We start from the raw sequence: 12,106 nt of genomic DNA on the forward strand, positions 1-12,106 counted from the left end.
CTCGCATGGGACGCAAGGCCGTCGGGCCCATCTCATCTTTGGACATCCCCCGCAAGTAATGACACCCGCGAGCGGGTGAGCACACCGTCCCTTCTTTGGGGGACCGGTGGGAACGCCCCGGGTCCGGCTCTCCCCAATACGGGGGACCGGACAGGTCCGCCGAAGGTGTACCAGCCGCTCCCCCGAGCGCGGGTACTACCTCCTTTTCGGGTGACGCACTCTTGGTGCAACGGCGATAAAAGCCTCCTGCCGAGGGAGTCGCGATGCAGCGTTTCCGAACGTTCAGCGAGCGCACCGGCGAGCCGGATGACGAGGTGGATACCACCGCCCGGAGGCGTACCGGGATGTTCTCGCGCGCCCTCCCGAGGCGGAACCCGATGGCGGGCCTGCCCGGTCTGGCCGTGCGTTTCGCGGTGGTCGGCGGGGGCGGAGTGCTGGTGAACACGGTGGTCCTCTTCGTGCTCTACCACTGGGCCGGGCTGCCGCTGCTGGCGGCGTCGTCGATAGCGGTGGAAATCGCCGTGGTCCACAACTATCTGCTGAACGACCGGTGGACCTTCGCGGTGCGCACCCCGTCCCTCAGACGATTCATCAAGTTCAATGTCACCGTCCTGGGCGGGCTCGCGGTGAATGTGTTCATCGTCTGGTCGCTGGTGCGGGCCGGAATGCATTTGCTGATGGCCAATTGTCTCGGCATCGCGGCGGCGTTCGCGGTCAACTTCGCATCGAGTACCGGCTGGGTCTGGGGGAGGCGAAGCCGATGATTGTCGCCATCGTCTACCTGGTGCTGATCGTGGTCTCGATCCTGCTCACCGTGCAGTCGGCCCATGTCCTCTATCTCATGCTCTACACCTGGGACCGGGCGGACGCCGAACGGAAGGCCAGGGCGCCGGAGGAGTTTCTGCCGCCCCAGCTCTCCTTCAGTGTCCTGCTGCCCGCCCGGCATGAGGAAGACGTCATCCAGAGCACCATCGAACGCGTGGTGCGGGCCGACTATCCGGCCGAACTGCTGGAGGTCTTCGTGATCTGCTCCCAGGACGACACCGGCACGGTGAAAAAGGCGGAGGAGAAGATCGACGAGTTGCACCGCGAAGGTCTGCACAATGTGCGGGTCGTGGTGTTCGACGACAAGCCGATCAACAAGCCGCACGGCCTCAACACGGCCCTTCCGCACACCGCCAACGAGGTGGTGACCATCTTCGACGCGGAAGACGACATCCACCCGAAGATCTTCAGTCTGGTGAACACCGTGATGGTCCAGGAGGACGTCAGGGTCGTCCAGGCCGGTGTGCAGCTGATGAACTACCAGTCCAACTGGTACTCCACACTCAACGTCCTCGAGTACTTCTTCTGGTTCAAGAGCCGGCTGCACTACCACGCCCACTTCGGCTCGATCCCGCTCGGCGGCAACACCGTCTTCTTCGCCCGCCAACTGCTGCTGCGGCTCGGCGGCTGGGACGACCGCAACCTCACCGAGGACGCCGACATGGGCCTGCGGATATCCGCCATGGGCGAGCGGGTGCGCGTCGTCTACGACGACCGGTACGTGACCAAGGAGGAGACCCCGCCGACCCTCGGCCACTTCATCCGGCAGCGCACCCGCTGGAGCCAGGGCTTCATGCAGACCCTGAAGAAGGGCACCTGGAAGAAGATGCCGACGCGCAAACAGCGCTGGCTCGCCTTCTACGTCCTGGCGTTCCCGCGCGGGCAGGCGCTGCTCGGCCTCTATCTGCCGCTCTCACTGGGCATGATCCTGATCCTCAAAGTGCCGGTGATGATCGCGCTCTGCTCCTATCTGCCCGTGCTGCTGCTGGCCGCGCACTTTCTGGTCCAGGCAGTGGGCCTGTACGAGTTCACCGGCGCCCACGGTCTCGAGGCCTCGCCGAAGGCCGTCCTCCGGATGGCCATCGCCTGGTTCCCCTTCCAGATGGTCCTCGCGTACGCCGCGCTGCGCGCCATGCGGCGCGAGATGCTCGGCCGCCACGACTGGGAGAAGACACAGCACGTAGGCGCCCACCGGGCCACCACGGAGGAGGCGGAGTCGCGTGTCGGATAACACCACGCCCTCGCGGCCGACGCCCGTCGCCGCGACGGACAAGCGCGCCGCCAAGCGCGCCACGGAGGAGAAGCGGCCCGCGGGGGACAAGCGGCCCGCAGGACCCAACAGGGCCGCAGAGGACAAGAAGCCCGCGGCGGACAAGAAGCCCGCGCGGCCGCCGCGGCGGCGCCGCCCGAGGTTCTCGGTGGAGCGCGGCTGGTTCCCCCCGCTGGGATCCAAGGGGAAGGTCGCCCTGGTCGTCTCCCTGCTGACCGGGCTGCTCACCCACGGCTACCACCTGTTCCGCTATCCGCTCTACCTCACCGACGAGGGCATCTACATGCAGCGGGCGTGGTCGGTGGTGCGGGAGACCAGCCTGTCGCCGTACACCTACGACTACGACCACGCCCCGCTGGGCTGGATCACGCTGGCCGGGTGGGCCTTCCCGCTGCCGAAGCAGTTCGAGACCTTCGGAAACGCGATCAACACCGGACGGTTTCTGATGCTGCTGGTGCATGTCGCGAGCGTCTATCTGCTGTTCGAGATCACCCGTCGGCTGTCCGGCAGTGTGCTGGCCGCCACCGTGGCCTCGTTCCTCTTCAACGTCTCGCCGATCGCGGTCTACTTCCAGCGCCAGGTTCTGCTGGACAACCTGATGATCTTCTGGCTGCTGCTGAGCCTGTTCGCGCTGCTGCGCCGGGAAGTCACCATCAGATCGGTGTTCGGTGGCGGGTTCGCGCTGGGCATCGCGCTGATCACCAAGGAGAACGCGATCTTCTTCGTGCCGACCTTCATGTATCTGCTCTACCGGAGGGTCAAAGGGTCGGCCAGCCACCGGTTCACCAGCTCCCTGTGGCCGTTCGCCGCGCTCGCCCCGATCGGCGGCTATGTGACCTACGCACTGCTCAAGAACGAGCTGCTGCCGAGCGGGTTCGACTTCGACCTGAACAATCCGCCCGCGGACCACGTCTCGCTGCTCTACACCCTGTGGTGGCAGCTCAACCGCAACCAGGGCACGCTCTTCAGCGAAACCGGGCTGTTGCAGACCAGCTGGCTGGTGCGGGACAAGTACCTGCTGATCGTCGGGGTGTGCGCGATGCTGATCAGCCTGTGGCTCGGCGTCCGGGACCGTAAGCGCAACCTGGGATTTCTCATCGCCGGGACGCTGGCCTTCGGATACGCCTTCTACCTGGTGCGCGGCAGCGTGGTGCTGGATTTCTACGTCACCCCGCTGATCCCGATGCTGGCGATCAACGTCGGCATGGTCACGGACCGGCTGCTCACGGGTTCGTCCGGAAATCGGTTCCTCCGCGGCGCCCATTCCATGACGCGGGTCGCCCTGCCGTCGTTCGTCGCGATTCTGCTCCTCGCGTCACCGGCCTCCGGATATCTCGTCCACACCAATACCGAGGGCCGTACGCAGATCGCCGACCAGTACCAGTCCAGGATCAATCTCACCGGAATGCAGCATGCCCAGATCGCCTGGGTGCGCAAGCATGTCCCGCCCAATTCGCGCATCATCATGGACGACGACCTGTGGGGGGAACTCCACGATGTGCGGCCGTTCTATCCGTATGCGCATTCCCACTGGAACGCCTCGTCCGACCCGGATGTCCGCGACAAACTGTTCAAGAAGAAATGGCAGAACGTCGACTACATCATCATGTCGAACAAGATGCGCAAGTCGATGGCCACAAACAATGCGGACGGCCGGGAGAACTGGATACTCCAGGCGCTGCGTAATTCCGACCGGGTCTGGTCGGAAACCCAGGGCAATATCAAGCTGGAAATCTACCGTGTGCAGTAGCCATGGGAAGAGGAGGTGAAGGCCATGCCTGAGTACGACGAGGACTGGGATGTCTCCGAGGACAGGGATGATCCCGAGTACGAGGAGAACACCCCCGACGGTGGCAAGAAGAAGAAAAAGCTCACCTGGAAGACCGTCCTGCTGGCTCTCGTGGTCTTCGCGATCGTCGGATCGCTCGTCCAGGTGGTCGCGCGCGGCGGCTTCGGAGGCGCCCTGAACACCACCGGCAACGGAGGCGGGGGCGCGCCGAAGAAGGAGCACTCCCAGCAGGAGCGGGAAATACGCCCGCCCAAGCAGCCCAAGACCATCAAACTGGGCAACCAGCGGGTTCCCCAGGCGTCCGGCCCGATCATCGTGATCAACCCGGGGCTGGTCAGTCCGGGCGGCAGCGCCGCGGTCGAGGGGGGTGGCTTCGACAAGAAGGCCACCGTGGACATCCTGCTCAAGGCCCGGAAGTCGGACACCAAGGGCCGCGCCATCGGCAGCGTCCGCTCGGACAAGCACGGGTCGATCTACGCCCGGTTCACCATGCCCGAGACCGCGGGCAACCGCCCCGCGGTCCTGGTGGCGCAGCAGCGCGGCTCGTCCAAGGCGGCCGAGGCCCAGGTGGTCACCGGCGGCGCGGTCGGCACCGCGAAGATCAACAAGCTGGTCGGCCGGCCCGGTGACGTGGTGACGGTCAGCGCCCGCGGCTTCCGCCCCGGCGAGGCCATCGACGTCTTCTGGGGACGGACCACCGGCACCCCCGTGACCACGCTGCACACCGACGGCAGCGGCGGCGTCGCCCATGCGGCGATCAAGGTGGGCGTGGCCCCGACCGGCTCCAGCACCCTGGTCCTGGTGGGCAAGCGCAGCAAGACCACGGCCACCGCGCCGTTCCAGATGCTGGCCATGTACCCCTCGATGAAGTCCCGGCCGTACGCGCTCAAGGCCGGTCAGCGGATCACGCTGTCCGCCAACAAGTTCGCGCCGGGTGAGCGGGTGCTGGTCTACATCAACTCCACCGGGGGCCTGCCGGCCTTCACCGCGCAGGCGAACGGCATGGGGCAGATCCGCGATGTGGCGTTCAACGTGCCGTTCGGCCTCAAGGGGCGGCAGACGCTGATGGCGATCGGCGACCAGAGCCGGGCCGTGGTCCGCTCGGGCTTCACCGTGCTGCCGTACACCCCGTCCGCCGAGCCCAGCGCCTTCGGCGGCAGGGCGGGCACCACGCTCAGCTTCTACGTCGCGGGGTTCGCTCCGGGCGAGACGGTGAACGCCTACGCCGGTTCGGGCTCCAAGGCCCAGCGCAAGATCGGCACCTTCCAGGTGGACAGCCGGGGCAAGGCGTCGGCCGTGGGCTCGTACAAGATCACCCCGGCCGATGAGAACGGGGTGGCCTTCCAGCTCATCGGCCAGAAGAGCGGTGGCGTCGCCAAGGCGAGCATCAACATGTCCTCCGGCCACGGCCAGGGCGACTAGGGACCGGAACCACACCGGGGAAGAACGTGGGCCGGTCCGTGCCGGAGGACCGGCGGGGGCCCACGTTCCGGAAGGCGGCCGCCGACGGCCATAGGGCGGCTCACCAGTTCCATAGATGTACCATGCGTCCTGGAGTGTCCTATGAGTGTAGTTTTCGGCCCTAACTCGCGAAGAGTCCTGCAATTCCTGACCCATATCGAGGACCTCTCCCCCGAGGAAATCGACCGGGTGGCCGATCTGTGGAAGCAGACCTCCAGCCAGACCCGCGCCGAGGGCTGGGCGGTACTCCACCGCACCACCACCGAGGAGGAGCGGTACCGGATCCTGCTCGCCGCCTCGGTGGCGCGCCGGGCCGCGCTGGACGCCGCACGGAACCACCACAGACACGACTGGGCCTTCTGGGCCGCGGTATGGGACGCCGCGGCGGCGGTCGCCGTATGCGACCGCCTCGGAAGCCACTACAACGTGCTGGTCGCGCCGCTGGCCGCGGTCATGCCGTCGCTGGCGCACTGCCGGCGCGATGAATTCACCACCCGCGAGTTGCGGGGGGCCGTCCTCAAGGGAGGTGGGTAGCGATGGGCGACAACCGGATCGATGTTGTGGTGGCCGATGACGACCCGGCCGTCCGGGAGGCGCTCGCCGACCTCATCGACTCCCACCCGAACCTGGAGCTGGTCGGCCTGGCCATCAACCACGAGCAGGCCGTGCGCGCGGCGGTCGAGCACCGCCCACAGGTCGTGATCATGGATGTGCACATGCCCCGGGGCGACGCCCCGAGCAGCGTCCGGGCCATTCGCGACCAGGTCCCCGGCGCCCGGGTGGTGGCGCTGTCCGCCCACGGCGACCGCGAGACCGTGCTCACCATGCTCGCCGTCGGGGCCAGCGGCTACCTGGTCAAGGGCACCCCCGCGGAGGAGATCCTGGAGGCCGTCGTCCGGGCCTCCCGCGATCAGTTCAGCATGTCCGCGGAGCTCCTCGCCGACTGCGCCGAGCCGCTGCGCCGCGCCGAACGCGCCTCCTGGCGGTTCGAGGACCTGGTCGGCAACCGACTCGAGGAGTCGTATCTGGAGCTGCTCGGCCACGCGCCGTGCGGCGTCCTGATCGTCGGCTCCCGCGGCCGGATCGAGTACGCCAACGCCCACGCCCGGCACATGTTCGGCTACGGCTCGGCGGAGCTGCGCGACAAGCGGCTGCGGGACCTGGTCCCCGAGCGCTACCACACCGCCTCCGAGCAGCTGATCGGCCGGGTCTTCACCGCACCGTCGGCGATGAGCGGCCGCCGCCGGGACGGCACCGAGTTCCCCGCCCAGTTCAGCGGCGGCCATCTCCAGGGCCGGCAGCCCCGCGGGGTGGTCTTCGTCGCCGACCTCGGCCCGCTGCGGGCGGCGGAGAGCCGGTTCCGCCAGCTCATCGAGTCCTCCCCGGACGCGATGGTGATCGTGGACGCCGACGGCCGGATCCAGGCCGCCAACAACCGCACCGAGGCGCTCTTCGGCTATGACCGCGACCATCTGACCGGCCGGGCCGTGGAGGCGCTCCTGCCCGACCAGCCGCTCACCGTCTCGCTGCGCGAATGGGACGCCAGCCTGGAGGAGCCGCTCGGCCACAGCATGGAGCTGGTCGGCCGGCGCAGCGACGCCAAGCAGTTCCCCGCCGACGTCAGCATCAGCCCGCTGCGTACGGAGGAGGGCCTGCTCACCGTCCTGACCATCCGCGACATCACCGAGGTGCAGCGCGCCCAGTTCGTCCTGGAGCGCAGCCTGGAACTGCTGGAGGTCACCGACCGCGACCGCCAGGCGCTGCTCAGCCATCTGGTGCACGCCCAGGAGGCCGAGCGGGGGCGGATCGCGGCCGACATCCACGACGACACCATCCAGGTGATCACCGCGGCCAGCCTCCGCCTCCAGCAGCTGCGCCGGCGGCTGCGGGACCCGGAGGAGCAGCGGGTGATGGACAAGCTGGACGAGACCCTGAAGCTCTCGCTGAGCCGGCTGCGGCAGCTGATCTTCGACCTGCGGCCGTCCAGCCTGGAGCACGGCTGCCTGGCCGGGGCGCTGCGCGGGCTGCTGGAACAGATGCGCACCGAGACCGGTGTCACCTACCGGCTGGAGGACCGACTCACGGCCCACCCACCGGCCGAGACGATGGCACTGATCTACCGGACCGCCCAGGAAGCGCTGGTGAACGTGCGCAAGCACGCCCACGCCAAGACGGTCCACGTACAGCTGCTCGGGCTCGACGACGGCTGCCTGGTGCGGATCGTCGACGACGGCGAGGGCTACAACCCGCTCGAGGTGGAGTCCCGCCCCGGCCATCTGGGGCTCTCCCTGATCCAGGAGCGGGCCCAGATCGCGGGCGGCTGGTGCCGGATCGAGAGCGAACCCGGCTCGGGCACCACCGTGGAGTTCTGGGTGCCGCTCGGCGACTCCCCGGACGCGTCGCTCGGCCCCGGCCCCACGGGCTCCGCCGGGCTCGGGCCCGTCGACTCCCCCGAAGGGGACGCGCAGCCGTGACCGCACCTCCCGATCTGACGAAGGTGCTGATCGTCGAGGACCACCGGGTGGTGGCCGAGGGGCTGTGGGCCCTGCTGGCCGAGTACGCGGACCTGACGGTCGTCGGCTGGGCCGACTCGGTCGCCGAGACCGTGCCCATGGCCAAGGAGCTCAAGCCCGATGTGGCGCTGGTCGACTTCCGGCTGCCGGACGGCACCGGGGCCGACGCGGCGGCCGGCATCCGGGCCCATGACCCCTCCGTCGCCATCGTGATCCTCAGCGCCGACGCCAGCGACTCGGCACTGCTGGCCGCGGTGGAGTCGGGCGCCTGCGGCTATCTGCTGAAGTCGGCGGGCGGCGACGAGATCGCGGCCGCCATCCGCTCGGCCGCCGAGGGCGAGACCCTCATCCCGGCCAGCACCCTGATGGAGGTGCTGGCCCGGCACCGCGAGAACGCGCGGTCGACCGCCGAGCAGACCGAGCGCCTGGGCAGTCTGACCCCGCGCGAGCAGGAGATCCTCACGCTGATGAGCCACGGCCTGGACAACCGGGCGGTCGCGGAGCGGCTGAGCATCAGCTACGCCACCGTGCGCACGCATGTGCGCAGGATCCTGGAGAAGCTGGACGCGCGCTCGCAGCTGGAGGCGGTCGCGAAGGCCACCGACTTCGGCTTCAAGGCCGCGCAGCCGGAGGGGCCGGAGGAGTGACGGGCTGACCGGGTGTCGGCCCGTCGTCGGCTGTCGGACGTTGCTTTCGGCCGTCGGCTGTCGGCCAATGGCTTTCGGCTGTGGGCTGTGAGCTGTTGTCGGCAAGGGCCTTCCCTCCTGTGGTGGGGGGCCGTTCGCCGTACGGGCCCGGTACCGGCTCTCCCCTCCATGGGTCCGGTACGGATGGGGCGGGACCACCGGGACGGGCCTCCGAGGGCCGAACGGTCCGATAAGTCCCCCCTTGGATGGAATCGTGGACGCACCGGGACGGGTTCCCCTCCCATGCGAGTCCCTGGACGCATCCGATGCCCGCTCAGCCGCGGGCACACGATCGCCTTCCTGGCGGCCGCCGCCTGTTACGCGGCGGTCCTCGCGGCCGTCGTCACCGGCTCGGGACTGGTCCGGCTCGACTGGCAGGTGGCCCTCTTCAAGCCGTACAAGCAGTGGCCGCAGGCCCGGCCGGTGCTGGACGCCTTCGTCATCGCGGGCCAGCGCGGCCCCACCGCCCTGGCCGCCCTGGTCTGGGCCGGATGGCGCGGCCGGCGGACCGGGAGCCTCCGTCCGCCGCTGGTCCTGGGCAGCGCGCTGGTGCTGCTCAACGCGAGCGTCGGCGCCGTCAAGATCCTCACCGGGCGGCTGAATCCGCAGTACGCCCAGACCCCCGGGTCCGCCGAGCTCCTCCACGGCGGAATGGCCTTCCCCTCCGGTCACACCGCCAACGCCGTCGTCGTCTGGGGCGCCGTCGCCTATCTCGCCGGGCGCCACCGGCGGTCGGGCGCGCTGGTCGCCTGCCTGATGGCCCTCGGCGTCGGTCTGACCACCGTCTATCTGGGCACCCACTGGGTCAGTGACGTCCTGGGCGGCTGGGCCGCCGGCGCGCTCGTCCTGCTGACCCTTCCGCTTCTCGAACCGCTGATCGCGACCGTATCCGCATCCGTCTCCGCTCGTGCGGCGGTCTACTCCATGGGCAGGTGAACCAAGTGGCGCTTCGCGTGCTGATCGCAGACGACCATGTGGTGGTCCGGCAGGGCCTGCGCATGATCCTCGGCCTCGACAACGACATCAAGGTGGTCGGCGAGACGACCAACGGCCGGGAGGCCGTGCGGCTGGCCCGGGAGCTGTGCCCCGACGTCGTCCTGATGGATCTGCTGATGCCGGTGATGGACGGCGTATCGGCCACGGCGGAGATCCGCCAGGACCTCCCCGAGGTCGAGGTGGTGGCACTGACCAGCTCCCTCGACGACGCCATGGTCATGGGCGCGGTCCGGGCCGGGGCCATCGGCTTCCTGCTGAAGAACGCCGAGGCCGACGACCTCAGGAACGCGGTGAAGGCCGCGGCCGCGGGCCAGATCCATGTCTCCCCCGCCGCGATCTCCCGGCTGATGGGCCAGGTCAGGGAGCCGAGCGGCCCGGAACAGCTCACCGAGCGGGAGACCGAGGTGCTGACCATGCTCGCGCGTGGCAAGGCCAACAAGGAGATCGCCCACGATCTGCGGATCGGCCAGCAGACCGTGAAGACGTACGTGAGCCACATCCTGACCAAGCTCGGAGTGCACAGCCGGACCCAAGCGGCGGTCTACGCGGTGCAGTCGGGCCTGGTACCGGCGGGTGAGCTCACCCCTCCGCAAGCACTCGAGACGACGACGAGGGAGCAGTGGTGGTCGGCGTGATCGGTATCGGTACACGGTGGTTCCCGACGACCCGGCGGAAGCGGAGCGCCACGGCGCTCGCCGAGGTCACCGAACACATCCTGGCGGGCGAGACCGCCGATGCGACCCTCCGGCTGATCGCCCGCCGGGTGCGTGAGCTCCTGGGCGCCGACATGGCGCGGGTGATGGTGCTGGAGCCGGGCGACGTCCTGACGATACGGGCCACCGACGGCGCCCCGTGGACCGCGCCGAGCGGACCGCTGACGCCCGGCGGCTCCTCCCCCGCCCGCCAGGCGATCCGCGCCGGACGGCCCACGGTGACCGGCCCGGAACAGCGGCCACACCGGCATCGGGACCCCCGGCACGCGGTCCCGGCCTCGGTCCTGGACGCGCCGCTGCTGGTGCGCGGCCACCCCGTGGGGGTGATCGAGGTGGCGAACCGGGGCGGCGGGCGCCGGCTCACCCATGCCGATGTGCGCACCGTGGGACGCTTCGGGGCGCCCGCCGGCCATGCCGTCGCCCAGATCCGGCACCGGGAACATCTGCGCCGACTGGCCTCCGCCGCCGCCGGACCGGGACCGGACTCCACGGGTCCGGCGGATGCCGCGGGCGGCTCAAGCTCTGCCAGTTATATGAGCTTCATGGGCTCTATGGGCCCTATGGGCTCCATGGCATCTACGGGATCTGCGGGCTCAGCGGGCTCCATGAGCTTCATGGGTTCCATGGGCCCCGCGGGCTCGGCGAGGGTTTTCGGTGGCCCCCGTTCCTCCGGCTCCTCCGTACGGCGGACCCTGGACTCCCTGGCCGCGGGCGCGGTGGCCCGTACCGGCGCCGCGAGCTGCACGGTCTATCTGCTGGAGCCCGGCCCGTCGGCGCCCCTGCGCCTGGTGGGCGGCGGACACGGCCACACCCCGCCGTCGCGGAAACCGGCGCTGGAGGCGATCGCCGGGGCCGCGCCCGTCATCCACGGCGGCGGCCGTACGGGCGCGGACGGCGAGGGCCCGGCGCGGGGCGCGGTGGCCGCCTGGCCACTGCTGCGCGAGTCCACCGCTATCGGCGCGATGTGCTGCCACTTCCCGCCCGGCCGCGACCCCGGCGAGGCGGACCTCACCCTCCTGGAGGTGATCGCGGGGCATGCGTCCTGCGCGGTGGAGAGCGACCGGCAGCGGACGGCCGCCCTGGAGCGGGCGGTCCGGGAGGAGCGGCAGCGCATCGCGCGCGAGCTGCACGACTCGGTCTCGCAGGCGCTCTACGGCATCGCGCTGGGCGCCCGTACCGCCCGCGAGCTGCTGGAACGCGATATCCGGCGGCCCGAGTCGGCGCACCGAGCGGAGCCGATCACCGGGGAGGAGCTGGGCGAACTCGCCGACCTGGCCGAACTCGCCGAGCCCATCGAGTACATCCGGCGGCTCGCGGACGCCGCGATCGCCGAGACCCGGACGCTGCTGTGCCGGCTGCGGCCCGAATCGCTGGAGACCGAGGGCCTGGTGGCCGCGCTCGCCCATCATGTCGAGGCGCTCCGGGCCCGGTACGGGATCGCCACCGAGGCGAAGCTCGACGCCGAACCGGAGACCACACCGGAGGCCAAGCACGCCCTGTACCGGATCGCCCAGGAATCGCTGCACAACATCGCCAAGCATTCACAGGCCCGGAACGTACGGCTCCATCTGCTCAACGAACCCGGCGCCGTCACCTTGACCGTCGCCGACGACGGCGTGGGCTTCGACTGCAAGGGTTCGTTCCCCGGCCACCTCGGGCTGCTCTCCATGCGGGAACGGGCCCGGGAGGTGGGCGGCACGCTGAACGTGGACAGCCGCCCCGGGCAGGGCAGCCGTATCCGGGCCAGGGTCCCGGCCGTACCGGGTACGACCGGGACCGGCCGCTGACGACGACATGGCTGACCACACGGCAGACGGCACGACCGACAACGCGACAGACGACGCGACAGACGA

10 protein-coding genes are annotated in these 12,106 nt (G+C 69.7%); all 10 read left to right on the forward strand.

Annotation, left to right across the window (positions count from 1 at the left end):
• Positions 1-263 precede the first annotated feature (263 nt).
• The 10 genes from N6H00_RS19080 (at position 264) to N6H00_RS19125 (ending at position 12,040) form a co-directional block, all read left to right on the forward strand.
• A complete protein-coding gene (locus N6H00_RS19080; protein ID WP_268972985.1) occupies positions 264-764 on the forward strand; it encodes a GtrA family protein in 501 nt (166 codons plus the stop codon).
• Positions 761-2,056, forward strand: coding sequence for a glycosyltransferase (locus N6H00_RS19085; protein ID WP_268972986.1), 1,296 nt, complete (start codon positions 761-763; stop codon positions 2,054-2,056). Before N6H00_RS19080 ends, N6H00_RS19085 begins: the two co-directional genes overlap by 4 nt.
• On the forward strand, positions 2,046-3,845 hold the full coding sequence (locus tag N6H00_RS19090) for a glycosyltransferase family 39 protein (protein WP_268972987.1): 1,800 nt from the start codon (positions 2,046-2,048) through the stop codon (positions 3,843-3,845). The genes N6H00_RS19085 and N6H00_RS19090 overlap by 11 nt, the downstream gene beginning before the upstream one ends.
• A 24-nt stretch (positions 3,846-3,869) precedes the next feature.
• On the forward strand, positions 3,870-5,306 hold the full coding sequence (locus N6H00_RS19095) for a hypothetical protein (RefSeq protein WP_268972988.1): 1,437 nt from the start codon (positions 3,870-3,872) through the stop codon (positions 5,304-5,306).
• 141 nt (positions 5,307-5,447) lie between these two features.
• On the forward strand, positions 5,448-5,879 hold the full coding sequence (locus tag N6H00_RS19100; RefSeq protein WP_268972989.1) for a hypothetical protein: 432 nt from the start codon (positions 5,448-5,450) through the stop codon (positions 5,877-5,879).
• Between the two features lie 2 nt (positions 5,880-5,881).
• Positions 5,882-7,819 carry a PAS domain S-box protein gene (locus N6H00_RS19105; RefSeq protein WP_268972990.1) on the forward strand — a complete coding sequence of 646 codons (1,938 nt, stop codon included), beginning with the start codon at positions 5,882-5,884 and terminating at the stop codon, positions 7,817-7,819.
• The gene (locus N6H00_RS19110; protein ID WP_268972991.1) at positions 7,816-8,505 is read left to right on the forward strand and encodes a response regulator; all 690 of its coding nucleotides are present in this window, start codon (positions 7,816-7,818) and stop codon (positions 8,503-8,505) included. Before N6H00_RS19105 ends, N6H00_RS19110 begins: the two co-directional genes overlap by 4 nt.
• A 282-nt stretch (positions 8,506-8,787) precedes the next feature.
• On the forward strand, positions 8,788-9,480 hold the full coding sequence (locus N6H00_RS19115; RefSeq protein WP_329618543.1) for a phosphatase PAP2 family protein: 693 nt from the start codon (positions 8,788-8,790) through the stop codon (positions 9,478-9,480).
• A gap of 5 nt (positions 9,481-9,485) precedes the next feature.
• On the forward strand, positions 9,486-10,175 hold the full coding sequence (locus N6H00_RS19120; RefSeq protein WP_037647511.1) for a response regulator: 690 nt from the start codon (positions 9,486-9,488) through the stop codon (positions 10,173-10,175).
• Positions 10,163-12,040 (forward strand): sensor histidine kinase, encoded by a 1,878-nt coding sequence (locus N6H00_RS19125; RefSeq protein WP_268972992.1) that lies wholly within the window; start codon positions 10,163-10,165, stop codon positions 12,038-12,040. The genes N6H00_RS19120 and N6H00_RS19125 overlap by 13 nt, the downstream gene beginning before the upstream one ends.
• Positions 12,041-12,106 lie beyond the last annotated feature (66 nt).

This window comes from Streptomyces sp. S465, assembly GCF_026898115.1.
Lineage (GTDB): Bacteria > Actinomycetota > Actinomycetes > Streptomycetales > Streptomycetaceae > Streptomyces > Streptomyces luomodiensis.

Excerpts from the sequence above, each read along its gene's own strand:
- N6H00_RS19080 (WP_268972985.1), top strand. The coding sequence starts at position 264 with ATGCAGCGTTTCCGAACGTTCAGCGAGCGCACCGGCGAGCCGGATGAC.
- N6H00_RS19085 (WP_268972986.1), top strand. The coding sequence starts at position 761 with ATGATTGTCGCCATCGTCTACCTGGTGCTGATCGTGGTCTCGATCCTG.
- N6H00_RS19095 (WP_268972988.1), top strand. The coding sequence starts at position 3,870 with ATGCCTGAGTACGACGAGGACTGGGATGTCTCCGAGGACAGGGATGAT.
- N6H00_RS19100 (WP_268972989.1), top strand. The coding sequence starts at position 5,448 with ATGAGTGTAGTTTTCGGCCCTAACTCGCGAAGAGTCCTGCAATTCCTG.
- N6H00_RS19105 (WP_268972990.1), top strand. The coding sequence starts at position 5,882 with ATGGGCGACAACCGGATCGATGTTGTGGTGGCCGATGACGACCCGGCC.
- N6H00_RS19115 (WP_329618543.1), top strand. The coding sequence starts at position 8,788 with ATGCGAGTCCCTGGACGCATCCGATGCCCGCTCAGCCGCGGGCACACG.